The organism is Streptomyces sp. NPDC059037 (genome assembly GCF_042740015.1).
In the GTDB taxonomy this organism is placed as follows: Bacteria; Actinomycetota; Actinomycetes; order Streptomycetales; family Streptomycetaceae; genus Streptomyces.
This window is the reverse complement of record NZ_JBHYIG010000005.1, coordinates 62,105-87,459: the sequence shown is the minus strand read 5'-3', so window position 1 is coordinate 87,459 and position 25,355 is coordinate 62,105. Positions and strand designations below refer to the sequence as shown.

25 protein-coding genes and 1 tRNA gene are annotated in these 25,355 nt (G+C 71.0%); 10 read left to right on the top strand and 16 right to left on the bottom strand.

Annotated elements, in window-relative coordinates:
* Positions 1–50: 50 nt before the first annotated feature.
* From ACFWY6_RS02450 to ACFWY6_RS02440, 3 genes are all read right to left on the bottom strand, one after another.
* The gene (locus ACFWY6_RS02450) at positions 51–782 is read right to left on the bottom strand and encodes an NDP-sugar synthase (protein WP_384685461.1); all 732 of its coding nucleotides are present in this window, start codon (positions 780–782) and stop codon (positions 51–53) included.
* A 26-nt stretch (positions 783–808) separates the two neighbouring features.
* Positions 809–1,267, bottom strand: a complete 459-nt coding sequence (locus ACFWY6_RS02445; RefSeq protein ID WP_384685458.1) for a hypothetical protein — start codon at positions 1,265–1,267, stop codon at positions 809–811.
* Between the two features lie 210 nt (positions 1,268–1,477).
* Entirely contained in the window at positions 1,478–2,614 is a 1,137-nt protein-coding gene (locus ACFWY6_RS02440; RefSeq protein ID WP_384685456.1) for an ABC transporter ATP-binding protein, read from the bottom strand.
* A gap of 198 nt (positions 2,615–2,812) precedes the next feature.
* Here ACFWY6_RS02440 and ACFWY6_RS02435 point away from each other — a divergent pair.
* Positions 2,813–2,886, top strand: a tRNA-Thr gene (locus ACFWY6_RS02435).
* 11 nt (positions 2,887–2,897) lie between these two features.
* On the opposite strand, the gene ACFWY6_RS02430 is transcribed toward ACFWY6_RS02435, so the two are convergent.
* Positions 2,898–4,292 carry an NAD(P)/FAD-dependent oxidoreductase gene (locus ACFWY6_RS02430; protein WP_384685453.1) on the bottom strand — a complete coding sequence of 465 codons (1,395 nt, stop codon included), beginning with the start codon at positions 4,290–4,292 and terminating at the stop codon, positions 2,898–2,900.
* 128 nt (positions 4,293–4,420) lie between these two features.
* Here ACFWY6_RS02430 and ACFWY6_RS02425 point away from each other — a divergent pair, with 128 nt between their 5' ends.
* The 3 genes from ACFWY6_RS02425 to ACFWY6_RS02415 all read left to right on the top strand — a co-directional run bounded on the left by ACFWY6_RS02425 (position 4,421) and on the right by ACFWY6_RS02415 (position 6,657).
* The gene (locus ACFWY6_RS02425; protein ID WP_384685450.1) at positions 4,421–5,182 is read left to right on the top strand and encodes a DsbA family protein; all 762 of its coding nucleotides are present in this window, start codon (positions 4,421–4,423) and stop codon (positions 5,180–5,182) included.
* A 74-nt stretch (positions 5,183–5,256) separates the two neighbouring features.
* Positions 5,257–6,141 (top strand): aminoglycoside phosphotransferase family protein, encoded by an 885-nt coding sequence (locus ACFWY6_RS02420; protein ID WP_384685478.1) that lies wholly within the window; start codon positions 5,257–5,259, stop codon positions 6,139–6,141.
* 36 nt (positions 6,142–6,177) lie between these two features.
* On the top strand, positions 6,178–6,657 hold the full coding sequence (locus ACFWY6_RS02415; protein ID WP_384685447.1) for a GNAT family N-acetyltransferase: 480 nt from the start codon (positions 6,178–6,180) through the stop codon (positions 6,655–6,657).
* A 9-nt stretch (positions 6,658–6,666) separates the two neighbouring features.
* On the opposite strand, the gene ACFWY6_RS02410 is transcribed toward ACFWY6_RS02415, so the two are convergent.
* Together ACFWY6_RS02410 and ACFWY6_RS02405 are read right to left on the bottom strand one after the other, a co-directional pair.
* Positions 6,667–7,680 carry a zinc-binding dehydrogenase gene (locus tag ACFWY6_RS02410; protein ID WP_384685444.1) on the bottom strand — a complete coding sequence of 338 codons (1,014 nt, stop codon included), beginning with the start codon at positions 7,678–7,680 and terminating at the stop codon, positions 6,667–6,669.
* Positions 7,681–7,730: 50 nt separating this feature from the next.
* On the bottom strand, positions 7,731–8,924 hold the full coding sequence (locus tag ACFWY6_RS02405) for an FAD-dependent oxidoreductase (RefSeq protein ID WP_384685442.1): 1,194 nt from the start codon (positions 8,922–8,924) through the stop codon (positions 7,731–7,733).
* 126 nt (positions 8,925–9,050) lie between these two features.
* Between ACFWY6_RS02405 and ACFWY6_RS02400 the strand changes: the two genes are divergently transcribed.
* Complete coding sequence (locus tag ACFWY6_RS02400) at positions 9,051–9,719, top strand: pentapeptide repeat-containing protein (protein WP_384685439.1); 669 nt, start codon at positions 9,051–9,053, stop codon at positions 9,717–9,719.
* Here ACFWY6_RS02400 and ACFWY6_RS02395 read toward each other — a convergent pair whose 3' ends face one another.
* The 3 genes from ACFWY6_RS02395 to ACFWY6_RS02385 all read right to left on the bottom strand — a co-directional run bounded on the left by ACFWY6_RS02395 (position 9,720) and on the right by ACFWY6_RS02385 (position 12,243).
* Positions 9,720–10,226 carry a hypothetical protein gene (locus ACFWY6_RS02395; protein WP_384685436.1) on the bottom strand — a complete coding sequence of 169 codons (507 nt, stop codon included), beginning with the start codon at positions 10,224–10,226 and terminating at the stop codon, positions 9,720–9,722.
* A gap of 175 nt (positions 10,227–10,401) precedes the next feature.
* The gene (locus ACFWY6_RS02390) at positions 10,402–11,040 is read right to left on the bottom strand and encodes a response regulator transcription factor (protein ID WP_266865075.1); all 639 of its coding nucleotides are present in this window, start codon (positions 11,038–11,040) and stop codon (positions 10,402–10,404) included.
* Positions 11,041–11,100: 60 nt separating this feature from the next.
* The gene (locus ACFWY6_RS02385) at positions 11,101–12,243 is read right to left on the bottom strand and encodes a sensor histidine kinase (RefSeq protein WP_384685433.1); all 1,143 of its coding nucleotides are present in this window, start codon (positions 12,241–12,243) and stop codon (positions 11,101–11,103) included.
* Between the two features lie 373 nt (positions 12,244–12,616).
* Here ACFWY6_RS02385 and ACFWY6_RS02380 point away from each other — a divergent pair, with 373 nt between their 5' ends.
* Positions 12,617–13,189: a heme-binding protein gene (locus tag ACFWY6_RS02380; protein ID WP_384685430.1), complete on the top strand. Its 573-nt coding sequence runs from the start codon at positions 12,617–12,619 to the stop codon at positions 13,187–13,189.
* A 9-nt stretch (positions 13,190–13,198) separates the two neighbouring features.
* On the opposite strand, the gene ACFWY6_RS02375 is transcribed toward ACFWY6_RS02380, so the two are convergent.
* On the bottom strand, positions 13,199–14,662 hold the full coding sequence (locus tag ACFWY6_RS02375; RefSeq protein ID WP_384685427.1) for an FAD/NAD(P)-binding protein: 1,464 nt from the start codon (positions 14,660–14,662) through the stop codon (positions 13,199–13,201).
* A 179-nt stretch (positions 14,663–14,841) separates the two neighbouring features.
* Between ACFWY6_RS02375 and ACFWY6_RS02370 the strand changes: the two genes are divergently transcribed.
* Positions 14,842–16,185: a LuxR C-terminal-related transcriptional regulator gene (locus tag ACFWY6_RS02370; protein WP_384685424.1), complete on the top strand. Its 1,344-nt coding sequence runs from the start codon at positions 14,842–14,844 to the stop codon at positions 16,183–16,185.
* A gap of 25 nt (positions 16,186–16,210) precedes the next feature.
* Positions 16,211–17,668: a M1 family metallopeptidase gene (locus ACFWY6_RS02365; protein ID WP_384685422.1), complete on the top strand. Its 1,458-nt coding sequence runs from the start codon at positions 16,211–16,213 to the stop codon at positions 17,666–17,668.
* A 40-nt stretch (positions 17,669–17,708) separates the two neighbouring features.
* Here ACFWY6_RS02365 and ACFWY6_RS02360 read toward each other — a convergent pair whose 3' ends face one another.
* Both ACFWY6_RS02360 and ACFWY6_RS02355 read right to left on the bottom strand, forming a co-directional pair.
* Complete coding sequence (locus ACFWY6_RS02360) at positions 17,709–19,346, bottom strand: M4 family metallopeptidase (protein WP_384685419.1); 1,638 nt, start codon at positions 19,344–19,346, stop codon at positions 17,709–17,711.
* A 148-nt stretch (positions 19,347–19,494) separates the two neighbouring features.
* Positions 19,495–20,010 (bottom strand): GNAT family N-acetyltransferase, encoded by a 516-nt coding sequence (locus ACFWY6_RS02355; RefSeq protein WP_384685416.1) that lies wholly within the window; start codon positions 20,008–20,010, stop codon positions 19,495–19,497.
* A gap of 273 nt (positions 20,011–20,283) precedes the next feature.
* Here ACFWY6_RS02355 and ACFWY6_RS02350 point away from each other — a divergent pair, with 273 nt between their 5' ends.
* Complete coding sequence (locus ACFWY6_RS02350) at positions 20,284–20,841, top strand: hypothetical protein (RefSeq protein ID WP_384685413.1); 558 nt, start codon at positions 20,284–20,286, stop codon at positions 20,839–20,841.
* Between the two features lie 82 nt (positions 20,842–20,923).
* Here ACFWY6_RS02350 and ACFWY6_RS02345 read toward each other — a convergent pair whose 3' ends face one another.
* From ACFWY6_RS02345 to ACFWY6_RS02335, 3 genes are all read right to left on the bottom strand, one after another.
* Complete coding sequence (locus ACFWY6_RS02345; protein ID WP_384685410.1) at positions 20,924–21,760, bottom strand: phosphoenolpyruvate hydrolase family protein; 837 nt, start codon at positions 21,758–21,760, stop codon at positions 20,924–20,926.
* Positions 21,761–21,818: 58 nt separating this feature from the next.
* The gene (locus tag ACFWY6_RS02340; RefSeq protein ID WP_384685407.1) at positions 21,819–23,069 is read right to left on the bottom strand and encodes a Tm-1-like ATP-binding domain-containing protein; all 1,251 of its coding nucleotides are present in this window, start codon (positions 23,067–23,069) and stop codon (positions 21,819–21,821) included.
* A 161-nt stretch (positions 23,070–23,230) separates the two neighbouring features.
* Positions 23,231–23,806, bottom strand: coding sequence for a TerD family protein (locus tag ACFWY6_RS02335; protein WP_266865093.1), 576 nt, complete (start codon positions 23,804–23,806; stop codon positions 23,231–23,233).
* 202 nt (positions 23,807–24,008) lie between these two features.
* Here ACFWY6_RS02335 and arfB point away from each other — a divergent pair, with 202 nt between their 5' ends.
* On the top strand, positions 24,009–24,446 hold the full coding sequence (arfB, locus tag ACFWY6_RS02330) for an alternative ribosome rescue aminoacyl-tRNA hydrolase ArfB (RefSeq protein ID WP_266865095.1): 438 nt from the start codon (positions 24,009–24,011) through the stop codon (positions 24,444–24,446).
* Positions 24,447–24,520: 74 nt separating this feature from the next.
* Here the strand turns inward: arfB and ACFWY6_RS02325 are convergent, their stop codons facing one another.
* Positions 24,521–25,012: a flavin reductase family protein gene (locus tag ACFWY6_RS02325; RefSeq protein WP_384685475.1), complete on the bottom strand. Its 492-nt coding sequence runs from the start codon at positions 25,010–25,012 to the stop codon at positions 24,521–24,523.
* Between the last annotated feature and the right edge of the window lie 343 nt (positions 25,013–25,355).

The following is a 25,355-nucleotide window of genomic DNA, read 5'->3' as shown; positions in this document are numbered from 1 at the left end:
GCACAGCTTCTGTGCGGGCCCCAGTCACGTACGTACACGGGGAGAAAGCCTCAACGGCCCTGTGCCGCAAGCTCCTTGGCCGCCTCCGTGAGGTCCTTCGCCGTGTCGATCGCCCGCCAGTACGCGCCCTGCGGCAGCGGGAAGCCCGCCAGGCTCTTCTCGCGGGCCAGGCGCGGGAACGTGGTGCGCTCGTGGTCGCCGCGGTCGGGAAGGAGCGCGGTGAAGGAGGCGGAGAAGACGTACACGCCCGCGTTGATCAGATACGGGGACGGCGGGGACTCGATGAAGTCCGTGATGTGGCCGAACGCGTCCGTCTCGACGGCGCCCCACGGGATGCGGGGGCGGGCCAGGGCGAGGGTCGCGGTGGCGTCGCGCTCGGCGTGGAAGGCCGCCATGTCGCGCAGCGAGAAGCGGGTCCAGATGTCGCCGTTCGTCGCATACCAGGGGCGGTCCGCGTGCGGCAGGTGACGGGCGGCGTACTTGAGACCGCCGCCGCGGCCGAGGGGCTCCTTCTCGACCACCGTGGTGACGTTCAGCGGAAGGTCCGCCGACTCCAGCCACCCCTGGAGGACCTCGGCGAGATGCCCGCAGGAGACGACCGCGTCCGTGACGCCCTCCGCGGCCAGCCAGGACAGCTGATGGCCGATGATCGGGGTCCCTGTGCCGGGGATCTCGACCATCGGCTTTGGCCGGTCGTCGGTGTAAGGGCGGAGGCGCGAGCCCTGGCCTCCGGCCAGGACTACGGCCTGTGTGGGCCTGGGTGCGTGGGGGTCGCCGGTCATGCCGGAAACCCTACGTGGCGCCCCCGTCAGCCGTTCTGGTGGGCGGCGACGCCCATCGCGTAGGACGTGTCGCAGACCGGGCGCGCGTACGACTGGGCGCGCGTCGGGCCGTACGCCCGGACGGCCGCACGGCCGAGGGCGCGGGCGATGGAGGCGCAGTGCCGGGCGAGCGACGGGTGGCGGTCCACTTCCTTCTGGAGGTGGGTGAGTGCGACGCCCGGGTTCTTCTCCTGGAGCTCCAGGAGAAGCCGGTCGCGCAGGACGTCCTGCGGAGCGCGGGACTTGGCCGGTACGGAGAGATCACCGGCGGACGCGGTGAGCATCGAGTCCGACGAGTTGCCCGACCAGTTGACGCTGGTGACCGCGAGGGTGCCGGAGAGCACCAGCATCACGGGCAGGACGAGGGCGAGGGTGCGGCCGATGTGGCGCGCGGGGCCTCGGTGGGCTCGGCGCGGCTTCTGGGTGTGGTTGGCGGAGTGCGTCACGCGAGTGAGCGTAGCGGTCGGTGATGATTTGGCGACATTTAGTCACTCGGTCGAGCGACGGGAATTGAGGTTTCTCTGGAGCGCTGTTGACGTGCGGTGGGTGAAATGGCCGGTCTGCCGGGGTATTTGTCGACAACGCTGGCCAAAGCTGAGGGCCCCGCACCGCCGGGCAGGCGAAGTGCGGGGCCCTCAAGGCCCGGTCGGGCCGGGTCAGTCGGTGAGGCGCTCGCCCGTCGACGTCGAGAACACGTGGATCTCACCCGGACGCGGGACGACGTGCAACTGCGCGCCCTTCTCCGGGACCTGACGGCCGTTCACCCGGACCACGAGGTCCTTGTGCTCGCCGCCGACCTCGGCGGAGCCGTAGACGTAACCGTCGGCGCCGAGCTCCTCGACGACGTTCACGGAGACGGCCAGACCCGCCGGGGCGTCCTCGGCCTCCTTGCTGAGCGTCTTCGCGGCGGAGCCGTTCTGCTCGACGATGTCGAAGTGCTCCGGACGGACGCCGACCGTGACGGTGCGGTCGCCCTTGTCGGCCGCGGCGGACAGCGCCTCGCGGTTCACCGGGACCACCGAGTTGCCGAACTTCACGCCGCCGTCGGTGATCGGGACCTCGACCAGGTTCATGGCCGGGGAGCCGATGAAGCCGGCGACGAAGAGGTTGGCCGGGCGGTCGTACATGTTGCGGGGCGAGTCGACCTGCTGGAGGAGCCCGTCCTTGAGCACGGCCACGCGGTCGCCCATGGTCATGGCCTCGACCTGGTCGTGGGTGACGTACACCGTGGTGATGCCGAGGCGGCGCTGCAGCGACGCGATCTGCGTACGGGTCGAGACGCGGAGCTTGGCGTCGAGGTTCGACAGCGGCTCGTCCATGAGGAAGACCTGCGGCTCACGGACGATCGCGCGGCCCATCGCCACACGCTGGCGCTGACCGCCGGAGAGCGCCTTGGGCTTGCGGCCCAGGTACTCGGTGAGGTCGAGGATCTTCGCCGCGTCCTCGACCTTCTGGCGGATCTCGGCCTTGTTGACGCCGGCGATCTTCAGGGCGAAGCCCATGTTGTCGGCGACGGTCATGTGCGGGTACAGCGCGTAGTTCTGGAACACCATGGCGATGTCCCGGTCCTTCGGCGGCAGATGCGTGACGTCGCGGTCACCGATGCGGATCGCACCCTGGTTCACGTCCTCCAGGCCCGCGAGCATGCGCAGGGAGGTGGACTTTCCGCAGCCGGACGGGCCGACGAGTACGAGGAATTCGCCGTCCTCGATCTCGATTTCGAGACCGTCCACAGCGGGCTTTTCGGAACCCGGGTAGATGCGGGTCGCCTTGTCGAACGTAACAGTGGCCATGGTGAGGGCCCCCTTCACCGGCAGGAACGTGCCGGACGATCCGAGTAGAGGGAGTGGTGTAGTCCACCTGAGTGAACTGTTCGGACGGTACCCCGGCGGCCCTCGGTCTGTCAGTAGTCGTGGGCCTGCGACCTTCGAGGAAATTTTCGAGGGGCGCATGGGCGGTGTTGGTTACACTGCTCGGGCACGTCAGTGCATGCCTCCTTAGCTCAGATGGCCAGAGCAACGCACTTGTAATGCGTAGGTCGTCGGTTCGAATCCGACAGGGGGCTCTTGCTTTTTCCTAGTGCCGCCCCGAAAGCCGGTCCGCGACCCGGGCCAGGCGCGGTGCCTGGGCGGTCGGGGTCGTCAGTTCGTGGCGGTCGGCGTTGCGGTACGTCGCGTACATGCCCTGGACGCCGATCCAGCGGAAGGGCTCCGGCTCCCACTTGCGGACCTTGTGGTTGACCCAGGGGAGCGTCGTCAGGTCCGTGGTGCCTGCCTGGCCCGAGTCCTGCTGGACCAGGTCGCGCAGGGTGCGGGCTGCCAGGTTGGCGGTGGCGACGCCCGAGCCGACGTAGCCGCCCGCCCAGCCGAGGCCCGTCGCGCGGTCCAGGGTGACCGTGGCGCACCAGTCGCGGGGGACGCCGAGCACGCCGGACCAGGCGTGGGCGATCCCTACCCCGGCCAGCTGGGGGAAGAAGCGGGTCAGGATTTCGTGGAGGGCTTCGATCGTCGCGGGCTGGGTGCGGCCGTCGTTGTCCGTCTTTGAGCCGTAGCGGTACGGGACGCCGCGGCCGCCGAGTGCGATGCGGCCGTCTGCGGTGCGCTGGGCGTACATGTACGCGTGCGCCATGTCGCCGAGCGTCTCGCGGCCCTCCCAGCCGATGGACTCCCATTGGGAGGGGGAGAGGGGTTCTGTCGCGATCATCGAGGAGTTCATGGGGAGCCAGGTGCGGCGCTGGCCCTTCAAGGACGCCGTGAAGCCCTCCGTGCAGCGCAGGATGTAGGGGGCGCGGACCGTGCCGTACGGGGTGATCGCGTGCTTCGGCTTGATCTCTGTGACGGGCGTCGATTCGTGGATCGTCACGCCGAGGGCCTCGACGGCCGCCGCCAGGCCCTTCACCAGCTTCACCGGGTGCAGGCGTGCGCCGTGCGGGGTCCAGGTCGAGCCGACGGCGCCCGCGACGCGGATCCGGTCGGCCGTCTCCCGGGCGCCGTGCAGGGTGCGGTCCTTCTCGCCGTACGAGAGTTCCGTGGCGTGGAAGGCCTTCAGGCGTGCCAACTGGGCCGGGGTGTACGCCACTTCGAGTACGCCGCCGTGGTGGATGTCCGCCTCGATGCCCTCTGCCTCGGCCGTCTCGATCACCTCGGTGACCGTCTCGTTCATCGCCTCCTGGAGGCGGACCGCGGCCTCCTTGCCGTGCAGCCTGGCGTAGCGGTCGCGGCCCGCGATGCCGTTGTAGAGCCAGCCGCCGTTGCGGCCCGATGCGCCGTAGCCGCAGAACTTCTGCTCCAGGACGGTGATGCGGAGGAAGGGGGCGGCCTTCTTCAGGTAGTACGCGGTCCACAGGCCCGTGTAGCCGCCGCCGACTATGCAGACGTCGGCACTCTCGTCGCCCGGAAGGGGTTCACGGGGGGCCGGGGTGCCGTGGTCCGCATACCAGTACGAGATGCCGCCGTTGATCGTGCTGCTCATGTGCCGGACGTTACTGCGCTGGTGGGGGCTTTGGGGAGGGGGTCGGGGGGAGGGGTTCCGATACGTTGATCCGGCACGTGGCGGAGCGTCATGTGCGTCATGTGTCGAGATCCTGGAGGACTGTTCAGATGGCCGTACGCAAGGCCGGGCGCATCGCCGCCGCGGTGGCCGCCACCGCACTCGTCGCCCTGGGCGCAGCCGCCTGCGGCCCCGAGGACATCACGGGCGGCGGAAGCAGTGTCGAGGAGTCGGCCCCGGCATCGGACTCCTCCGGAGGCGGCGGCTCCGACGCGAAGGCGCCATCGGCGGACACCGCGGCGCTCGCGGACGTGCCCGCGTCGGTGAAGGGCGGTGTCATCACGGTCGGCGACCCCAAGGCCGGGCACACCGTCAAGCTGTACGAGGACGCGCGCTGCCCGATCTGCAAGAAGTTCGAGGACACCGGCGCGCAGGCCCTGGTGAAGCCGCTGGCCGAGGGCAAGGTCAAGGTCGAGTACACGCTCGCCTCGTTCCTCGACAAGAACCTCGGCGGGCATGGCTCGGTGAACGCGGCGAACGCGCTGCGGGCGTCGGTCGACGCGGGCAAGTTCCCGCAGTTCCACGCCGCGGTCTTCGCCAACCAGCCGGAGAGCGAGACCGAGGACGCCTACACGCCCGAGTTCCTGCTGAAGATCGCCGACAAGGTGGACGGCCTGCGGGGTCCGGCCTTCGACAAGGCCGTGAAGAACGTGACGTACAAGAAGTGGGTCGGTGAGGCCATGCAGTCCTTCACCGACGACGGCATGACGGGCACGCCGTCCGTCTTCATCGACGGCGAGAAGCCGGACAACAACGCGCTGTTCGACAAGGCGGCGTTCGCCAAGGAGCTCAAGGCGTCCGGGATCTCCTGACCGCCGGTGTGCGGCCGTCGCCCGGGAAATCCCGGTGCGGCGGCCGGCCGTGCGTCGGTAGCGTCGCGGGCGTGATGGACATTCGCATTCCGGACGGTCTTGTCGAGTCGCAGCACATGTACGCCGGTGAGGCGGGCCGCGCCTTCATCGCGGGGCTGCCCGCGCGCGTGACGGAGTTCGTCGAGCGGTGGGACCTGACCGTCGACGGGCCGTCGATGCACGGCATGGCCGCCCTCGTCCTGCCCGTGGTGCGGGCCGACGGGACGCCGGCCGCGGTGAAGTTCCAGGTGCTCGACGAAGAGACCGAGGGGGAGCCCGTCGGTCTTCGGGTGTGGGGCGGTGACGGGGCCGTGCGGCTCCTCGATCACGACGCGGGCACCGGCACCATGCTGCTCGAACGGCTCGACTCCGCGCGGATGTTGTCGACCATGGCCGACACCCGCAAGGCGGTCCTCGTCATCGCCGAGCTGCTCGCCCGGCTCACGTCGGTGGCCGCGCCCGAGGGGATGCGGCGGCTCGGCGACATCGCCGCGGAGATGGTCGACGACCTGCCGGGCGCCCTGAAGGAGATCGGCGACCCCGCCGAGCGGGCGGTCGTCGAGCGGTGCGGGGGAGCGGTGCGTGAGGTCATGGGGGAGCCCGGCGACCGGCTGCTGCACTGGGACCTGCACTTCGAGAACGTACTGGCGAGCGACCGTGAGCCCTGGCTCGCCATCGACCCGAAGCCGCTTGCCGGTGACCCCGGCTTCGACCTCTGGCCCGCCATCAACAACCGTTTCGATGCTGATGACGTGCTGTGGCGGTTCGACGCCATGACCGAGGTGCTCGGGCTCGACCGGGAGCGGGCCCGCGCCTGGACGCTGGGGCGGGTGCTGCAGAACGCGCTGTGGGAGATCGAGGACGGCCGGCCGGTGGACGAGGACGACCTGGAGGTCGCGCGACTGCTCCTTGGACGGTGACGACTCGGCGGCGCCGGGTCGACGTACCCTGCGGCCATGATTCGTACCGCCACACCCGCAGACGTCCCCTTGATCCACGCCATGGTCCGTGACCTCGCCGAGTACGAGAAGGCGCTCGACGAGGCCAGGGCGACCGAGGAGCAGTTGCGCGAGGCGCTCTTCGGGGAGCGGCCCGCCGCGTTCGCGCACATCGCGCAGGACGACGCGTCCGGTGAGGCCGTCGGCTTCTCGCTGTGGTTCCTGAACTTCTCCACCTGGCGCGGAGTGCACGGCATCTACCTGGAGGACCTGTACGTACGGCCCGAGGCGCGCGGCGGCGGTCACGGCAAGGCGCTGCTTGCCGAGCTGGCGCGGATCTGTGTGCAGCGGGGCTATGAGCGTCTCGAATGGTCCGTGCTCGACTGGAACGAGCCGTCGATCAACTTCTACAAGTCGCTCGGCGCGCTGCCGCAGGACGAGTGGACGGTCTATCGGCTGACTGACGGGGCGTTGGCGGAGTTGGGCTCCGGTCGGTAAAGGGGTCTCTCAGGGGATCAGTACGACCTTGCCCGTCGTGCCGCGGCTTTCCAGGGCGCGGTGCGCGGCCGCGGCCTGCGACAGGGGGAAGCGCTGGACGGCGGGCGTGAAGTGGCCCCGCGTCGCCTCGGTCAGCGCGGCCAGCTCCAGGGTGCGGACGGGGTTGTCGCCGCCGGCCTTCTGCATCATCGCCGGGCCGAGGACGTTGACCTGGGTGATGCCGCGGTCGGCGAGCTCCTCTTCGGTGAACGTCAGGGGTTCGCCGTCGTGCAGGCCCTCGCCGGACCAGCCGAAGACGATGTGGGTGCCGCCGGGGGCCAGGAGGTCCACGGCGGCGCGGCCCGCGGCGCCGCCGACCCCGTCGAAGACGACGGTGGCACCGGGGGTGTCGAGGCTCTTCAGGTACGTACGCACCTCGTCCGGCCACGCCGGGTTCTTGTAGTCCACCGCCAGGTCCGCGCCGTTCGCCCCGACCCGGGCCGTCTTCTCCGGGCCGCCCGCGAGGCCGACGACGGTGGCGCCCCGGTGCTTGGCGTACTGGACGAGGAGCGTGCCGATGCCGCCTGCCGCGGCCGGGATGACGGCCACGGAGCCGGGGGCCAGGTCGGCGAACTGCAGGATGCCCATCGTCGTACGGCCCGTGCCGATCAGGGCGACGGCCGCCGCGTCGTCGATGCCCTGCGGGATCTCGTGCAGGCGGGCGGCCTCCGTGACGGTCAGTTCGGCGTAGCCGCCGGGGGCGAAGCCGATGTGGGCGACCACGCGCTTGCCGAGCCAGGCGGGGTCGACTCCCTCGCCGACGGATTCGACCGTGCCCGCCACCTCGCGGCCGGGGACCGTGGGCAGCGGCGGCAGTTCGGGGAGCGGGCCCTGGAAGCCGGCCCGGATCGCGGTGTCCAGGAGGTGCACGCCGGCCGCCGTGACGGCGATGCGGACCTGGCCGGGGGCCGGTGCCGGGTCCGCCGTCTCCTCGTACGTGAGATTCTCGGCCGGGCCGAAGGTGTGCAGGCGGATGGCGCGCATGGTGGGCTCCCGTGGGTGGTGGCCGTCTTTGGTGCCGCCACTCTCGTACCTCAAGCGGACTTGAGGTCAAGCCTCGCGGGGGCGAGCGCGAGCGTCACCGCCTCCAGCGCGCTGTTGAAGGACACCTCGGAGAGCAGTCCGGGCGCCGCCACCTGGTCGCCCGCCAGGTAGACGCCGTCGCCGCGGTCGATCGCCGGACGGTCGCGCCAGGTGGTGCCCGGCAGGTCCACCGCGCCGGTGCGGCCGGCGGCCAGGGCGTCGCGGCGCCAGACGAGGCGGTCGCGCCAGTGCGGGAAACCCAGGTCCATGAGGTGGTCGAGGCGGGCCGATCCTTCCGCCTTGGACTCCTCGGGGGAGAGCGGGATCTGGGCCTGGACGAGCTCCTGGCCCGCGGGGGCCAGGCTCCGGTCCTGGGTGGTGAACCGCTCGACCCAGCCGGTCCCGTCCAGGTCGGAGATCGCGAAGGGGTCGCCCTTGCGGGAGCGCAGGGCGAGATCGACGAGGGTGGTGCGGGCGCTGGTCCACTGCAGGGATTCGTCGCGCAGGAGGTGGCGGGCTGCGGGGAGCGCGGTGGCGACGACGACGGGCCCTTCGGCGGTCAGGGCGCCGGGGTCGTCGACGCGGGACAGCGTCTCCACGCGTACGCCCAGGTTCCAGGCGAGGGCCGCCATGCGGTCGATGACCGAGCCCCAGCCGCCGCGCGGGTAGTGGGCCTCCGGGGGCAGTTTGGTGGCGCGGCGCAGGCGCTCGTGCACGAACCTGGCGGAGAGCGAGCCGGGGTCGTGGTGGAACGTCGCCACGGCGATGTAGTGCGCGGCGGCGCGGGCGCCCTCCTCGCCGACCTCGCCGGTGGCCCACGTCATGAAGTCGGCGTCCACGGGAGCCTGTTCGGCCTTGCGGCGCAGCAGCCGCAGCATCGCGAGGGGCGGGGTGCGGCGGAGCCTGCCCTGGTGGTGGAGGCGGAGCCGGCTGCCTTCCAGCGGCGGGAGCGGGGCGAGCGGGCCGATGAGGTCGCGCTGCTTGAGCCAGGCCCAGTGCGGGCCGCCGTTGTAGAGGGCGTGCGGGCCTTCGTTCGTGCGGTACGGGCCTTCGGCGGTGCGGGCGCGGCCGCCGAGGGTGTGGTGGGACTCGTGCAGGGTCACCTTGGCGCCGGCTTCGGCGGCGGTGATGGCCGCGGTGAGGCCGGCGAAGCCGCCGCCGATGACGGTGAGGCGGGTGTTCCGCGAGTTCCGTGTGGTCCGCATGGGGTGGGCTCCTGTCGCGGTGGGGTGCGGTGGGGTCCGTCGTGGGCCTTCTCCGGTACGACGGCCGAGGGGGCGCCGGATGTGACATCGGGGTGCCTTGTCAGTGGTGGAGTGCACGATGGGGGGATGGGACGACAGGGTGCGGCAGTGGTGAAGAAGGCTCGGCGGCCCGAGGTGCGGTTGCCCGCGCTCCGGGCGTTCGAGGAGGGCGAGTTGTCGCCCGACGGGGATTACGACGGGGTGGAGTTCCGGGACCTCGACTTCGACGGGCAGGACGGCGGCGGAGCGCTGTTCCTCGACTGCGCGGTGACGGGGTGCTCGGTGACCGAGACGCGGCTGAGCAGGGCCCGCTTCGTGGACTCCGTGCTGACGGAGTTGCAGGGGGTCGGTACGGAGCTGGCCGAGGCGTCGCTGCGGGACGTCGAGGTGGTGGACGCGCGTCTCGGCGGGGTTCAGCTGCACGGGAGTGTGCTGGAGCGGGTCGTCGTGCGGGGCGGCAAGATCGACTATTTGAACCTGCGGAAGGCGCGGTTGAAGGACGTCGTGTTCGAGGGGTGCGTGCTGGTGGAGCCGGACTTCGGGCAGGCGGCTCTTGAGCGCGTCGAGTTCGTGGACTGCGCCCTGAAGGGGGCGGACTTCAGCGGCGTACGCATGAAGGACGTCGACCTGCGCTCGGCGGCGGAGCTGGACATCCTGCGGGGGATCGACTGCCTGGCGGGGGCGGTGATCAGCACGGCCCAACTGCTTGACCTGGCCCCGGCGTTCGCGGCGCAGGTGGGGGTGCGGGTGGAGTAGCTACGCCGGAGGCACGCGGGGGTAGCGGGACTGGAGGGTCCAGATCACCGGGTTGTCGGCCAGGGAGTCGTGGAGGTCGGAGAGGTCCGCCAGGAGGTCCTGGAGGAAGTCACGGGCCTCGCGGCGCAGCTCCGTGTGGGAGAAGTTCAGCGGGGGCTCGTCCGCGTCCATCCAGTCCGCCTCGATGTCCACCCAGCCGAAGCGGCGGGTGAAGAGCATGCGGTCACTGGACTCCGTGAAGTCCAGTTCCGCGTACTGAGGGCGGGAGGCGCGGCTGCCCCGCGGATCCTGGTCCAGCGTCTCGACGATGTCGCACAGCGCCCACGCGAAGTCGAGCACGGGCACCCATCCCCAGGCTGTGGACAGCTCCCGGTCGGCCTTGGTGTCCGCCAGGTACACGTCCCCGCAGAACAGGTCATGGCGCAGGGTGCGGACGTCCGCGCGGCTGTAGTCCAGCTGCGGGGGGTCCGGGAAGCGGCGGGAGAGCGCGTAGCCGATGTCGAGCACGGGGTCGATGGTGTCACGGCCGGGCGGCGGCTCGGTCCGCGGCGGTCAGCTCTGCCGTGGTCAGGGCAGGGCAAGGCGGAGCTGAGGGCAGGGCAAGGCGGAGCTGAGGGCAGGGCAAGGCGGAGCTGAGGGCAGGGCAAGGCGGAGCTCAGGGCAGGGCAGGGCGGCGCTCGGGTCAGGGCAGCAGCCGCTGCTCCTTGGCCACCGCCACCGCGCCCGCCCGCGTATCGACGCCGAGCTTGTCGTAGATCCGGCCCAGATGCGTCTTCACGGTGGCCTCGCTGATGAACAGGGCGCGGGCGATCTCCCGGTTGCCCAGGCCCTGGGACAGCTGGCCGAGGATGTCGCGTTCGCGGTCGGTGAGGGAGGGCTGCGGGGCGCGCATCCGGGCCATGACCCGGGAGGCGACCGGGGGCGAGAGCGCGGTGCGGCCCTGCGACGCGGCATGGATCGCGGAGAAGAGCTCCTCGGGGCGCTCCGCCTTGAGGAGATAGCCCGTCGCGCCCGCCTCGATCGCCCGCGTGATGTCCGCGTCCGTGTCGTACGTCGTCAGGACCAGGACGTGGGGCGGGGTGCCGGACGACGAAGCGATGCGGCGCGTCGCCTCCACGCCGTCGATGCCCTCGCCCAGCTGCAGGTCCATCAGGACCACGTCCGGCGTCAGCTTCGCGGCCAGGGCCACCGCCTCCTCGCCCGTGCCCGCCTCGCCGACCACCTCGATGTCCGGCGCGCTGCCGAGCAGGGCGAGCAGACCCGCGCGTACGACGACGTGGTCGTCGCAGACCAGGAGGCGGACGGGAGGTGCGGTCGTCATGGGGTCTCCAACGTCATGGGGTCTCCCACGTGATGAGGTCTGCGGTCACGAGGTTTCCGGTCACGAGGTCTCCAAGGGCGGTTCGAGCGGGATCGACACGGAAAGGACCGTGCCCTCGCCCGGTGCCGACTCGATCGTCAGTGTGCCGCCGAGCTGGCCGGCCCGCGCGCGGATCGCGGGAAGGCCGTGGCCCCGTACGCCGGTGCGTCTGTCCTGTTCGACGGACGGTGTGAAGCCCCTGCCGTCGTCCGCGACGTCCAGGACCACCTGGTCGTCGAGGAGCGTCAGGGTCAGCGCCGCCGTGGTCGCCTCGGCGTGCTCGCGTACGTTGGCCAGCGCGCCCTGCGCGATGCGGAGCAGCGCCGAGCCGACCCGGTCCGGCAGCGGCACCGGGGTGCCCTCCGCGTGGAAGCGCACCGTCAGGCCCGCGTCCGACTCCCGTTCCGCCAGCGCCCGCAGTGCCTGGGTCACACCGCCGCCGTCCGCGAGGTCGGCGGGCGCCAGGTCGTGCACGAAGCGGCGGGCCTCGGCGAGGCCGCGTTCGGTGATCGACTCGGCGGTACGGACGTGGGTGCGGGCCTTCGCCGGGTCCGCGTCCCAGACCCGGTCGGCGGCCTGGAGCAGCATCTGCTGGCTGGACAGGCCCTGCGCGAGGGTGTCGTGGATCTCCATGGAGAGCCGCTGGCGTTCGGCGAGGGTGCCCTCGCGGCGCTCGGTGGCGGCCAGTTCGCGGCGGGTGCGGATGAGGTCGTCGATGAGCTCGCGCTGGCGGGCCGCCTGGCGCTGCATGTACAGGAAGACGGCGCTGGCCACCGCGGCCCATGCGGGCGGCGCGAACAGCAGGTTCGGGTCGAAGTGGCCCGCGAGTTCGAGCTGCGCGGTGACCACGAAGGCGGTCAGTACGGCCACCAGGAGCAGGGCGGCGCGCGGCGGCAGCGTACGAAGGCCGGTGTAGAACAGCGGCACCGCGCACCACGCGAAGCTCGGCGCGAGGATGACGAGCACGCCCCAGGCCGCCACGACGAGGGTCAGCCAGGCGAGGCGGTGCGGGGTGGGGCGGGTGCCGAGCGAGGGGCCGAGTACGTAGAGCAGCGCGAGGGAGACGGAGAGCGCGATGATCCATGGGGTGCGGGGCTCGCCGGGGTGACGGAGCAGGAAGCGGGCCAGGGAGGCGGCGAGCAGCAGGAAGAAGGCCGTGTGCATGACGGCTGCGAGCCAGCGTGCGTCGGGGTCGGGGTACCCCGTGCCGGGGTGGGCGTACCCCGTGTCAAGGTGCGCGTACCCGTCGCCGGGGGCGCCTTGTTTATCGGCGCCCCGTAGTGGGGGCTGTGCCCACCCGTTCCGCCCTGCGGAACGCCTGCCCACAGCAGGACCGGCAGGACCGGCAGGACCGGCGGGACCGGCGGGATCGGCAGGACCGGCGGGAGCGGTGGGAGCGGCGGGATCGGGCTCGCCGTTTTGGTTCACCCATTTATTGTGGCCCGGGGTGGGGCGGCACGGGTCAGCCGATCGGTTGACCCAGGGGTCAGCCGGTACGCCGACGAGGTCGGCCGGGGCGCGGCCGGAAGATCGACGCATGACCAAGAACCCCAGCCACAAGCGCTCGAAGCGCACCCGCATCGTCACCGGCGCCCTCGCGATCGCCGCCCTCGGGGCCGGCACCTTCGGCGCCGTTTCCGCGACCGCCGGGACCCCGGACGCCGCGTCCAAGGCCCCCGTCGTCGCCGACGCGAGCAACGGCAACCTCCAGCAGTCCACGCACCTCACCGTGGCCGCGGCGACCAAGGCCGCGCAGGCGAGCCTGGACGCCGCGAAGAAGGAGAACCAGCGGGTCACGGTGGCCGTCGTGGACCGCAACGGCAACACCATCGTGACCCTGCGCGGCGACGGCGCGGGCCCGCAGTCCTACGAGTCCGCCGAGAAGAAGGCGTACACAGCCGTCTCCTGGAACGCGCCGACCTCCGAGCTGACCAAGCGCCTGGAGCAGGCCCCGAACCTGAAGGACATCCCCGGCACGCTGTTCCTGGCGGGCGGCGCCCCGGTCACCGCCAAGGGTGCCCCGATCGCGGGCATCGGCGTCGCGGGCGCTCCCTCCGGCGACCTGGACGAGAAGTTCGCCCAGGCCGGTGTCGCGGCGCTGAACGGCTGACGTCGGCCTCTAGGGCGTCCGGAGCGCCCGGACGGTGCGGGACGCCTGGGCGGCGACGCCGGGGATGCCGGCCGTGATGAACGAGCCGCCGCCTGCCAGGTCGCCGACCACGTGCACGCGCGGGTCGGCGGGGGAAAGACCGCCGGACGGGTGGAGCGTGGCCAGGCCGGCGGCCACCAGGGACTCGACCAGGGGGCGGGCCGCGGCCGGGACCGCCTGCGGCGGCGGGTTGACGGCGTTGACGACGTACTCGGCGGCGTCGACGGCGGACTCCGCGGTGCGTTCGCAGTTGTCCCGCGTACGCACCCGGAACCGCCCCTCCACCGGCTCGATCGCGTGGATGCCGCGCGTGACCGTCAGCTGTCCGGAATCCAGGAGCCGCAGCAGGACGGTCGCGTTCACCGGAACCATGGGCGAGGCCAGTCCGGCGGCCGTGCGCAGGTGGCGCCGCAGCCACGCACGGTCGGACTCGGGCAGCAGCCGCCACGCGTACGGGCCGACGGTGTGCGCCGCCTCCTGCAGCACGCGCCGGCCGATCCGGGGATCACCGACGGCGGCGAGCTGCCGCCGGAGCCGCTGGACCGGGTCGTCGGACGTAGTGCCGACGAGCTCGGCCGCGAGCTCGTCGAAGTCCTCGCCCGCGTCCGCGAGTTCGGCGCGCAGCAGCCCGACGAGGTCGTCGAGCGTGACCTCTCCCCGTGCCCGGTGCAGTTCCGCGACCCGTTCGGCGGTCAGGTGCCGCGGGCGCCGGTCGTCGGGGCGCTGCCATACGTACGGCAGCACTGCGCTGCGCGAGAGCAGCGTGATCCGCCCCGTGTGGCCGCGCGCGGCGAGCGACACGACGACGTCCACGGCGGTCAGGCCGCTGCCGATGACCGCCACATCGCCTCCGGCCGGTACGCGGTCGAGGGTGTCGGCCAGCGGATAGGGATCGGCAGTGAAGCCCGGGTTGCCGGTGAGCCCGTACAGATCCGGGGGTGTTCCTGCGCCGACGCACAGCACTGTGTGAGTGGCCTCGTACTGCTCCCGCACGTCGTCCGTGCGCAGTGCCAGACGGGCCCCGGAGCGGACCACCTCCGTCACGCGGGCGGCCACGACGCGTACGTGCCAACCCCGTTCGCCCAGGGCCGCCATGGCCTTCTCGGCGGTGTGCGCCAGATACTCGCCGTAGAGCGCGCGCGGGACGAGCGGCCGGCCAAGGAGTCCGTCGACGTGGTCGGCGCCGCGCTCTCCCAGCCAGGCCGCGTAGTGGCCGAGGTCGCCGTTGCGGATCGACATGATGGCGGGCGGCGCGTTCACGAGGACCGAGTCCAGGTCCGGGCCGTACGGCCGCCCCCGCCACAGCCGCGGCGACGGCTCGAAGACCGTGATCGTGCCGGTCCCGTCCCCGGCGGAGGCCTCGCCTTCCGTGGTGGCCAGTGCGTCGAGCAGGCCGACCGCGGCCGCGCCCCCTCCGACGATCGCTATGTCCATGATTTCCCTCTCCGGTGCCGTGCGGCTCGTGCCGTCCGGTCGTGTGCCATCGACCCTCGCCGACTCCGCCGCGGAGCCCCATCCCCCGCGTACGGGCGATCGGCTCGGCACGACCCCCTCAGATGAGGGGTTGGTGCCGTGCGGCGGACCGGGCAGGCTGGGCGGCGGAGGGGATGCGCATGACCGACGCACGCGGCCCGGTGCAATCGGCCGCCGAACGGGCAGCCGACGCACGCGAGTTGTTCAGCCTGGCCTCGGCCGCGCTGCGGCGCCTCGTGCCGTTCCAGGCCGCCGTGTGGACGGCTGCCGACCCGGAGACCGGCCTGATCACGGCGCCGATGCTGGTGGAGAACCTCGGCAACGGCGAGGGCTGTCACGCGTACTGGGAGAGCGAGCTTCTTGAGGAGAACGTCCTGCCGTTCCGCGAGCTGGCCCGCGCGCCCGTACCGGCCGCCGGGCTGCGCGCGGCCACCGGCGGCCTGCCCGCCCGCAGCGCCCGCTTCCGGCGCCTGCTCCTCGGCAGCGGCGTGCACGACGAGCTGCGCGGCGTCCTGCGGATCGGCGACCGGCCCTGGGGGCTGGTGAGCCTGTTCCGCACCGCGGACGCGTCGCCCACCGCGGACGCGTCGCCCACCTCCGACGTGTCCCGCACCTTCGACGTGTCCCGCACCTTCGACGCGTCGCCCACCTTCGACGTGTCCCGCACCTTCGACGCGTCGCCCACCTTCGACGTGTCCCGCACCTTCGACGCGTCGCCCACCTTCGACGCGTCCCGCACCTTCGACGCGTCGCCCACCTTCGACGCGTCCCGCACCCCCGACGTGTCCCGCACCTTCGACGCATCCCGCACCCCCGACGCCTTCCGCCCGGACGAGATCGCCCTGCTCGCCGACCTGTCCCGCCCCCTGGCCGCGCGGCTGCGTGAGTTCGCGAGGCCGCCCGAATCGGCGCCCCGCACCGAGTCGCCCGCTCCCGGGCTGATCCTCTTCGACGAGTCCGGCGAAGCCATGTCGGTCAACGACGAGGCCCGGCAGCACCTCGCGCTGCTGCCGAAGGGCCCGTCCTTCCCCTCACCGCTGGGCCTGAAGCTGCCGATCTGGGTGATCGGCACGGCCCTCCAGGCGCGGGCCGTCGCCGACGGCCGCGACCACGGCAACGCCCGCGTCCGCATCCGCACCACCGAAGGCCGCTGGCTGGTCTGCCACGCCTCCCGCCTCACCGGACCCGGCGGCAGGACCGCCCCGGTGGCCCTCGTCATCGAGCCCGCGACACCCGCGGACCTGGCGGTCCTGATCGCCGACGCGTACGGCCTGACCTCGCGGGAGCTGCAGATCACCCAGCTCGTCGCGCGCGGGATGACCACCGCCGAGATCGCCGGCACGCTGTTCATCTCCCCGCACACGGTCCGCGACCACCTCAAGACCGTGTTCACCAAGGCCCGCGTCTCCAGCCGGGGCGAGCTGGTCGCCCGTCTGTTCACCGAGCACTACTGGCCCGCCCTGCCGGGAAGCGTCCGCCAGTGAGGACCGCCCTGCGGCCGCCGAACATATGCCGCATAAGATCGCATCCGTGCACCCACGATCCACGGCGCCCCGCGGCACGACCACCGCCGCACTGGCCGCCTTCACCGCTCTCGCCCTCACCGCATGCAGCGGCTCCGGAGTGCACGGCACGCCCGGGGCCGACGGTGTGCGCGACCCGTACTTCCCGAAGCTGGGCAACGGCGGTTACGACGTCGCGCACTACGGCCTGACCATCGGCTACGACCCCGAATCGCGCCATCTCACCGGCGAGGCCGAGATCACGGCACGTGCCACGCAGGACCTCAGCGCCTTCAACCTCGACCTCAAGGGTCTGGACGTACAGACGGTGGTCGTCGAGGGGAAGAAGGCCAACTTCCACCGCGACGGGCAGGAGCTGACGGTCCGTCCGCCCGATGACCTCGACAAGGGCGAGACGTTCCGCACCACCGTCCGCTACTCCGGCACCCCGGAGACCATCACCGACCCGGACGAGTCCGAGGAGGGCTGGCTCAGGACGGCGGACGGCGCCATCGCGCTCGGCGAGCCGACGGGCTCGATGGCCTGGTTCCCCGCGAACAACCACCCGTCGGACAAGGCCGCGTACGACATAAGGATCACCGTCCCCAAGGGCCTGAAGGCCATCTCCAACGGCGAGTTGACCCGCGAGTCGACCAAGAACGGCCGCACCACCTTCGCCTGGCACAGCGCGGAACCGATGGCGAGCTATCTGGCGACCGTCGCCATCGGGACGTACGAGGTGAAGCGCTCGACCACCAAGTCGGGCATCCCCGTGCTCACCGCCGTGGACCCCTCCCAGGTCAAGGCGAGCGCGAAGACGCTCGCCAAGATCCCCGAGATCATGGAGTGGCAGGAGCTGAACTTCGGCCCCTACCCCTTCTCGTCGACGGGCGCGATCGTCGACAAGGAGGACGACGTGGGCTACGCCCTGGAGACCCAGACCCGCCCCACCTTCCCCGGCGCCCCCGACACCGAACTGCTCGTCCACGAGCTGGCCCACCAGTGGTTCGGCGACTCCGTGACGCCCAAGTCCTGGCAGGACATGTGGCTCAACGAAGGCTTCGCGACGTATGCGGAGTGGCTGTGGCAGGAGGACCACGGCGGCGACAGCGCGCAGGAGATCTTCGACCAGATCTACGCGGGCGACTACTACGAGTCCGACGAGGACAACAAGGCGATCTGGGCCTTCCCGCCGGCGAAGCCGCCGTCCGCGGCGCGCATCTCGGACAGTCCCGTGTACGAGCGGGGCGGCATGGTCGTCCACAAGATCCGGCAGGCGGTGGGCGACGACACCTTCTACGACATCGTGCAGGGCTGGACGAAGTCGCGTCGCCACGGCAACGCGGACACGAAGGACTTCACGCGGTACGTCGAGGAGCACGCGGGCGGCGACGCGGCGCGCGAGAAGGTGCGCGCGATCTGGGGTCCGTGGCTCCACGAAGACGGAAAGCCGGACCACCCCTGAGGCCTGAGAGGTGATCCGGCCTTGTTCCAGGGGGCCAGAGCTACTTGACGTTCACCCCGGTCCAGGCGGCCGCGACCGCCTTCTCCTCGGCGCTGCCCGCGCCGTACAGGTCGGCGGCCGCCTTGAGCGTGGCGGTGCGGGCGCCCGCGTAGTTGGTCGTCGACGTCATGTAGACGGACAGCGCCTTGTACCAGATCTGGTAGGCCTTGGTCCGTCCGATGCCGGTGAGCGAACTGCCGTCCGCCGTGGCGGAGTCGTAGGAGACGCCGTTGATGGTCTTCGCGCCGCTGCCCTCGCTCAGCAGGTAGAAGAAGTGGTTGGCGACGCCGGACGAGTAGTGCACGTCGAGGCGGCCGACGTTCTTGGACCAGAAGTCGGCGGAGTTGCCGTCCTTGCTGGGCTTGTCCATGTAGCGCAGCGGGGTGCCGTTGCCGCGGATGTCGATCTTCTCGCCGATGAGGTAGTCGCCGACGTCGCTCGGGTTGTTGGCGTGGAACTCGACGGACGTGCCGAGGATGTCGCTCGTCGCCTCGTTCAGACCGCCGGACTCCCGGCTGTAGTTGAGCTTCGCGGTGGCGGCGGTGAGGCCGTGGCTCATCTCGTGGCCGGCCACGTCGAGCGAGGTCAGCGGCTTGAGGTTGCCCGCTCCGTCGCCGTACGTCATGCAGAAGCAGGCGTCGGACCAGAAGGCGTTGACGTACGCGTTGCCGTAGTGGACGCGGGAGTAGGCGGCCTTGCCGTCGCCGGCGATGCCGTTCCTGTTGAACTCGGACTTGTAGAAGTCCCAGGTCTGCGCGGCTCCGTACGCGGCGTCGACGGCGGCGGTCTGCCGGTTCTGCGGCGTCCCGTCGCCCCACTTGTCGTCGGCGTCGTGGAAGAGGGTGCCGGTGCCCGACGTGCCCCCGTTGAGGTCGTACGTCTTGTGGCCGCCGCGGGCGCCGTCGGTGAGGTCGTAGCCGCCGGACGCGGAGGCGGTCGAGCCGACGGCGACGGAGCCGCTGTACTGCCCCGTCCCGGTGCCGTTCTCGATGGCCTCGTGGCTGAAGAGCTGCTTGCCGGTGCGGGCGTCGGTGACGACGTGCAGCTCGCTGGGGGTGCCGTCGTGCTGTACGCCCGTCACGACGGTCTCGTACGCGAGGACGGGCGAACTGCCCTTGTCCCCGGCCCAGATGACCTTGCGTACGTTCTTGGCGCCTGCCTTCTTGGAGTCGGCCGCGGCGACGGCGGACTTCTTGGCGTCGGCGCTCGACACATCGGCGTCCGTCGACGCCACGGATATCCGTCCGCCGCGGGCCTTGTCGACGCTTTTCAGCTTGCCGCTCTTGGCGGTGTGCGCGACGAGGTCGCCGCCGAGCACGGGCAGGCCCTCGTAGGTGCGCTCGTAGCGGGTGTGGACGGTGCCGTCGGTGTCCTTGACGACATCGCGGACGACGAGCTTCTCCTTGCCGCCGAGTCCGATCGCCTCGGCGGCCGAAGATGCGTCCGCCTGGGCCGACTTGATGGCATCGGCGCGCTGCGCGGCGCTCAGGCGCAGGGTGCCCGCGCCGGCGGAGTCCTGGTCACCGGCCGCGGTGGCGGCGGTGGTGCTCTGGACGCCGATGACGACCATGGCGGCGGATGCGGCGAGGGCGGCGGCGCGAACAGCGGCCTTGCGAGGGGTGGGGGACTGCTGTCTCACTGGCTCTCCTTGAAAGGGCTTGGCCGGGTGGGGAGCGGCGGAGAGAGAGTGACACCGGTGACCCGTTGATTGACGGTTCACGAACAACTCTTTACTTGTTCTTGTCCGAATGGTGCGGCCCAATGTCCGCTATGCGTACGGTTGTTGGCTACCTCAGCGGCTTGCGGAGCACGGCGCACGGGCGCTCCGCGCCGCGATCCTTCCGGTGGTCCACGACCTCGTACCCGAGCGAGCCCCAGAAGGCGAACCCCGCGTCATCGCCCTCAAGGACGGCGAGCCGCACCCCCGCGCGCCCCTCCTCCCGGAACCGCTCCTCGATCATGCCCGCGAACTCCCGCCCGTACCCCTTGCGTTGCTGCCGCACGTCCACCATCAGCAGCCCGATCCACGGATCGGGGTCGGCGGGATCGGGATGCCGGTCCAGCGTGATCCCCACCCCGACGACCCGCCCCTCGGAACGGGCCAGCAGCACCTCGGCCCCCGGCACGGCCAGCTCGTCCGCCAGGGCGGCGGCGACCTGCTCGGGACGGATGTCGTCGGGGTCGGGGAAGTCGCCGGAGAGCGCGTGGAAGGCGCGGTTGGAGGCGTACACGGCGGTGAGCTCGGTGAGCAGTTCGCCGGGCAGGGCGCCGCTGTCCGACGGGGTGAGCGGTTCGAGGATCATGCGGCGCAGATTAGTGGACGGAGGGGCCTGTTCCCGCTGCCGCCCATTTCGCTTTCTTTCCCTCGCGCACCAGGAATTGATTCCGGCATCGTGCGTCTGAACAAATTCAGGACAGCTGTCGATTTGGCCGGAAGAACGGGTGCCGCGAGGCGCGCGAATTCTTCAATCTGTACGAGCGTCGCCGTGCCCACAGAGAATCTGTGAGGCGGGAAAGTATTCGGTTCTCAACCAAAAAGTGCGGCGCTCAACCAATTCCCCGGAAGGGAGAATTACGTGGCAAGCAGCAGGGCACGTATCCGCGTCGAGCTCGTCAAGGTCCACTGTTTCGACACCGAGGACAACCTCGGCGGCGACGAGTTCTACGTCGTGGGTGCCGCCGCCTGTGGTGACATCCGCAACGTCGTCCTCACCAAGCCGCTCGACATCAACGACCAGCAGACGAAGATGTTCAACCCGACCGAGTCCGTGATCTTCGAGGGCGAGGTCGGCATGGACGACACCCTCACCCTCGGAATCGCCGGCTACGACGAGGACTTCAGCTCGGACTGGGGCAAGTACGGCCAGGCCCTCAAGGAGATGCTGGACTCCGTCAACAAGGTCGTACCCATCCCCGGCCAGTTCGGCCAGCAGCTCATCGACGTCTCGTACACGGCGATGAGCGAGGTCCTCAAGAAGATCGACCCGGACGACGAACTCGGTCAGCTCACGGTCTCCCGCCCCATTTCGGAAATCCACGCGGGCGACAAGCCGTGGCCGTTCGAGGGCGGCACGTGGATGGGCAAGTGGAAGTATGAAGTGACGTACCGGATCACCAAGATTCCGGTGGAGTAAACGAGTAGCGAGTAGCGAGTAGCCGCAGGTCTCTTCTGGATGGGACGGCTTTCCACACACGGAGGCCGTCCCATTCCGGGCTTTACGGCCTGGACGTCAGGGACTTGAACGCCCGGGTCTGCTCCACGATTGCCCGCTCCGTGGGGAGGCGTTCGATGGAGGACGCGCCGAAGAAGCCGACGATTCCCGTCGTGTGGGCCAGGACGTACGCCGCGTCCTGCGGCTCCGCGATCGGCCCTCCGTGGCAGAGCACCAGGATGTCGGGGTTCACCTCCTTCGCCGCGTCGTGCATCTCCTGGACCGCTGCCGCCGCCTGGTCCAGGGTCAGGGCCGTGCCCGCGCCGATCGAGCCCTTCGTGGTCAGGCCCACGTGCGGGACGAGGACGTCCGCGCCCGCGCGGGCCATCTCCGCCGCCTGGGCCGGGTCGAAGACGTAGGGGGCCGTCAGGAGGTCACGGGCGCGGGCCTCGCGGACCATGTCGACCTCCAGGGCGTAACCCATGCCCGTCTCCTCGAGGTTGGCGCGGAACGTGCCGTCGTAGAGACCGACCGTCGGGAAGTTCTGGACGCCCGCGAAGCCCATCGCCTTCAGCTCGTCCAGGAAGCGGCCCATGTCCCGGAACGGGTCCGTGCCGCACACCCCGGCGAGCACCGGGGTGTCTTTCACCACCGGAAGGACCTCCCGCGCCATGTCGACCACGATCGCGTTCGCGTCGCCGTACGGCAGCAGCCCGGCGAGCGAGCCGCGGCCCGCCATCCGGTAGCGGCCCGAGTTGTAGATGATCAGGAGGTCCACGCCGCCCTCCTCCGCGCACTTGGCGGAGAGGCCGGTGCCCGCGCCCGCCCCGATGACGGGATTCCCCGCCGCCACTTGGGAGTTGAGGCGGGAGAGGGCTTCCTTGCGGGTGATCGATGTCATGAGGTCAGCGCTCCTTGATGCCTGTGAGTGCGTACGTCGATGCCTGTGTGCGGGTGCGTCACGGCGCCGTCTTCAGCTCGCGCGAGCTGATCAGCTCGTCCAGGCGGTTCGCCATCGCCACCGCGAACGCCGCGTCGTTGATGTGTACGTCCATTTCGTGGAGCCGCACCCCGCTGCCCCGCACCGTCGTGCGCAGGGCGGCCAGGCCCGCCGCGTCCGCCGCCGCGTCCTCGAACGGGCCGCCGTCGATGTCCACGGCCGAGACGCCGCGCAACGGCCAGAACAGTTCGGCGGGGCCGCGTGCCGCGGCGAGCTTGTGGCCGAGCGATGCGCCCAGGGCCGCCATCTCCTGGGCGGTCGTCCGCATCAGGGTGACCGTGGGGTTGTGGACGAGCAGATTGCGGTCCGCGAAGCGTGCGGGGACGGTCGGCTCCGGGCCGAAGTTGACCATGTCCAGGGCGCCGGGGGCGACCACCTGGGGGATGCCCGCGCGGCCCGCGGCGGTGAGGCGCTCGGGGCCCGCGGAGAGGACACCGCCGACCAGATCGTCGGCCAGTTCGGTGGTGGTCAGGTCGAGTACGCCGTCCAGGAGACCGTCGGCCGCCAGTTTCTCCACCGCGCGGCCGCCGGCGCCGGTGGCGTGGAAGACCAGAACCTCGTAGCCCAGCTCCTCCAGACGGGCGCGGGCCGCGTCGATCGCGGGCGTCGTCACGCCGAACATCGTCGCCGCTACCACCTTGCGGCCCTGGCCCGCGAGTTCGTCGTGGTTGCGCTCGAAGCGGCGCGCCATGCCGGAGGCCGCGGCCGCCGCGTTGCCGAGGACCTGCCGGGAGACCGAGTTGATGCCGGAGATGTCGACGACGCTGTACATGAGGGTGATGTCGCTGCTGCCGACGTACGGGGCGACATCCCCGCCCGCCATCGTGCTGACGAGAACCTTCGGCACCCCGATCGGCAGCGCCCGCATCGCCTGCGCGGCGATCGCCGAGCCGCCGCTGCCCGCCGCCGCGAGCACCGCGTGCAGCCTGCCGGCGCGGTGCAGGTCGAGGATCACCTCGGTCACACCGTCCGCCATCGCTGCGACCGCCGCGCCCCGGTCGCCCGAGCGCCGCAGCTTCGCCAGGTCGTGTCCGGCGGCGCGGGCCACGGCGTCGGCCGGTACGTCGGGGGTGGGCGCCTGCGCGGGGGGCGGCAGTATGCCCGTGTCGACGAGCAGGACGTCGCTGCCGTACTCCCGCAGGCGCTCGCGCAGCCATGCGTACTCGGCGCCTTTGGTGTCCAGCGTGCCGACCAGCACCACCGTTGCCATGGGCCTCACACTCCTTCACGCTCCGGTTCGCGGGTCGTCCGTCCCGCCGCTTCGCCGCGGATCCTTTCCCACCCACTCACCCGATCACCCTGCGACGCACCGACGACGAAGGCCCCCGGCGGTGATCCCGCCAGGGGCCCTCGTCAACTGCCTGGTGAACCTCAGACGTTGACGCCGAAGTCCTGCGCGATACCGACCAGACCGGACGCGTAGCCCTGGCCCACCGCGCGGAACTTCCACTCCGCACCGCTGCGGTACAGCTCGCCGAAGACCATGGCGGTCTCGGTGGCGGCGTCCTCGGAGAGGTCGTAACGAGCGATCTCGGTGCCGCCGGCCTGGTTGAGGATGCGGATGAAGGCGTTCCGCACCTGGCCGAAGTTCTGCGAGCGGTTCTCGGCGTCGTAGATCGAGACCGGGAAGACGATCTTGTCGATGTCGGCCGGGAGGCCCGCCAGGTTGACGTTGATCTGCTCGTCGTCGCCCTCGCCCGCACCCGTGACGTTGTCACCGGTGTGCACGATGGTCTGGTCCGGCGTCGCCTTGTTGTTGAAGAAGACGAAGTGGCCGTCCGAGAAGACCTTGCCCTGGGGGTTCACCGCGATCGCGGAGGCGTCCAGGTCGAAGTCGGTGCCAGTGGTGGTGCGGACGTCCCAGCCGAGGCCCACGGTGACGGCGGTCAGGCCCGGAGCCTCCTTGGTGAGCGAGACGTTGCCACCCTTGGACAGGCTTACTGCCATTGTTGGGAGTCCCTTCCCTCGTTGCGTACGAACGGGCTTCGTACTGGGGACGAAGCTACCGTCACCTCTATGAACGTCGACCGGGGTCCCAGAGGTTCCAGTTCCTTTTACTTTCTTTACTCACCTCTGGCACCACACGTCCCCGGCGCGTCGGCATGACGACCGTAAATACGGGTGACGTGGACCGGACAGACGCGGGACCATGGAGCACATGTCCGGTCCCTATGTCATCCGCGGCTCCGTCTCCTTGCCCGAGGCCGAGCTCATGTGGCGTTTCTCGCGGTCCTCGGGGCCGGGCGGGCAGCACGTCAACACCAGTGATTCGCAGGTGGAGCTGAGGTTCGACCTGGCGAACACGGACGCGCTGCCCGAGGTGTGGAAGGAGCGCGCCCTGGAGCGCCTCGCGAGCCGTCTCGTCGGCGGCGTCGTCAGCGTGCGGGCGTCGGAGCACCGCTCCCAGTGGCGCAACCGCGAGATGGCCGCGATCCGTCTCGCCTCGCTCCTCGCGGAAGCCACCGCCCCGCCGCCGCGGCCCCGCAGGGCCACGAAGATCCCCCGTGGCATCAATGAGCGGCGGCTGCGGAACAAGAAGCAGCGCAGCGAGACCAAGCGCGGCCGCTCGGGCCAGGGCTGGGGCTGAACCCGCAAACCCGCTTCAGCAATCTCCGCTTCAGCGATCTCCGCTTCAGCAAACCCCGCTATGGCAAACCTCGCTCAGCCCAGATGCCGGTACTTCCCCTTGAAATACATCAGCGGCCCCCCGTCCGCGCTGGGCAGCTCCGCCGTGAGCACGCGCCCGATGACCAGGGTGTGATCACCCGCCGTCACCGTCTGCTCGGTGCGGCACTCCAGCGTCGCGAGCGCGCCGCCCACCAGCGGGGCCCCGGACGCCTCGCCCCGTACGTAAGGGATGTCCTCGAAGAGCAGCCGGTCGCTGATCCGGCCCTTCATGGCGAACCGCCCCGCGATGTGCCGCTGGCTCTCGGCGAGCACCGAGACGCCCCACAGCGGCTGCTCGGCGAGCAGGTCGTCTATCCGGGAGCCCTCACGCAGGCTGACCAGCACCAGCGGCGGGTCCAGGGAGACGGAGAGGAAGGCCGTCGCGGTCATGCCGACGTCCTCGCCGCCCGGTGCCATCGGGTCCTGCGCGTCCAGCGGAAGCTCACGCGCGGTCACCAGGACCACGCCCGCTGCGAGCCGGGACATGGCGGCGCGGAACTCTTCGTTGCTCACCCCCACAGGATGCCTGCCGGGGGCCGGGATGCTGGGGGATGCCGGGGCGGGGGAGGCCGCGGGAGCGCCCTGGGGCGGCGCCTGCGGCGTCTGGAGTGTCTTCGGTACGGGAACCACGGCACCGACGCTAGCCCGGCACTCGCCGCCGCCACATCGGGCCCGGGGCCGAGACCGGGCCTAGGACCGATGGCCTATGGGCCGCTGCCGGGAGGGTGGACTAGGCCAGTGGACTGGACCAACGAAGGCTTCCCATCTGTGACTTGAGTCACAGGACCCATAAATTGTTGACCCTGTGTACCGAGTGAGCTGCTCGCTG

Bases quoted from the DNA above. Each gene is read 5' to 3' on its own strand.
- ACFWY6_RS02405 (WP_384685442.1), bottom strand. From the start codon at position 8,924: ATGCGGACCACACGGAACTCGCGGAACACCCGCCTCACCGTCATCGGC.
- ACFWY6_RS02440 (WP_384685456.1), bottom strand. From the start codon at position 2,614: ATGGCCACTGTTACGTTCGACAAGGCGACCCGCATCTACCCGGGTTCC.
- ACFWY6_RS02390 (WP_266865075.1), bottom strand. From the start codon at position 11,040: ATGACGACCGCACCTCCCGTCCGCCTCCTGGTCTGCGACGACCACGTC.
- ACFWY6_RS02400 (WP_384685439.1), top strand. From the start codon at position 9,051: ATGGGACGACAGGGTGCGGCAGTGGTGAAGAAGGCTCGGCGGCCCGAG.
- ACFWY6_RS02365 (WP_384685422.1), top strand. From the start codon at position 16,211: ATGCCGCATAAGATCGCATCCGTGCACCCACGATCCACGGCGCCCCGC.
- ACFWY6_RS02450 (WP_384685461.1), bottom strand. From the start codon at position 782: ATGACCGGCGACCCCCACGCACCCAGGCCCACACAGGCCGTAGTCCTG.
- ACFWY6_RS02340 (WP_384685407.1), bottom strand. From the start codon at position 23,069: ATGGCAACGGTGGTGCTGGTCGGCACGCTGGACACCAAAGGCGCCGAG.
- ACFWY6_RS02370 (WP_384685424.1), top strand. From the start codon at position 14,842: ATGACCGACGCACGCGGCCCGGTGCAATCGGCCGCCGAACGGGCAGCC.
- ACFWY6_RS02425 (WP_384685450.1), top strand. From the start codon at position 4,421: ATGGCCGTACGCAAGGCCGGGCGCATCGCCGCCGCGGTGGCCGCCACC.
- ACFWY6_RS02380 (WP_384685430.1), top strand. From the start codon at position 12,617: ATGACCAAGAACCCCAGCCACAAGCGCTCGAAGCGCACCCGCATCGTC.
- ACFWY6_RS02325 (WP_384685475.1), bottom strand. From the start codon at position 25,012: ATGTCCCGGCTCGCAGCGGGCGTGGTCCTGGTGACCGCGCGTGAGCTT.
- ACFWY6_RS02385 (WP_384685433.1), bottom strand. From the start codon at position 12,243: ATGCACACGGCCTTCTTCCTGCTGCTCGCCGCCTCCCTGGCCCGCTTC.
- ACFWY6_RS02335 (WP_266865093.1), bottom strand. From the start codon at position 23,806: ATGGCAGTAAGCCTGTCCAAGGGTGGCAACGTCTCGCTCACCAAGGAG.
- ACFWY6_RS02375 (WP_384685427.1), bottom strand. From the start codon at position 14,662: ATGGACATAGCGATCGTCGGAGGGGGCGCGGCCGCGGTCGGCCTGCTC.
- ACFWY6_RS02345 (WP_384685410.1), bottom strand. From the start codon at position 21,760: ATGACATCGATCACCCGCAAGGAAGCCCTCTCCCGCCTCAACTCCCAA.
- ACFWY6_RS02415 (WP_384685447.1), top strand. From the start codon at position 6,178: ATGATTCGTACCGCCACACCCGCAGACGTCCCCTTGATCCACGCCATG.
- ACFWY6_RS02410 (WP_384685444.1), bottom strand. From the start codon at position 7,680: ATGCGCGCCATCCGCCTGCACACCTTCGGCCCGGCCGAGAATCTCACG.
- ACFWY6_RS02420 (WP_384685478.1), top strand. From the start codon at position 5,257: ATGGACATTCGCATTCCGGACGGTCTTGTCGAGTCGCAGCACATGTAC.
- ACFWY6_RS02355 (WP_384685416.1), bottom strand. From the start codon at position 20,010: ATGATCCTCGAACCGCTCACCCCGTCGGACAGCGGCGCCCTGCCCGGC.
- ACFWY6_RS02430 (WP_384685453.1), bottom strand. From the start codon at position 4,292: ATGAGCAGCACGATCAACGGCGGCATCTCGTACTGGTATGCGGACCAC.
- arfB (WP_266865095.1), top strand. From the start codon at position 24,009: ATGGAGCACATGTCCGGTCCCTATGTCATCCGCGGCTCCGTCTCCTTG.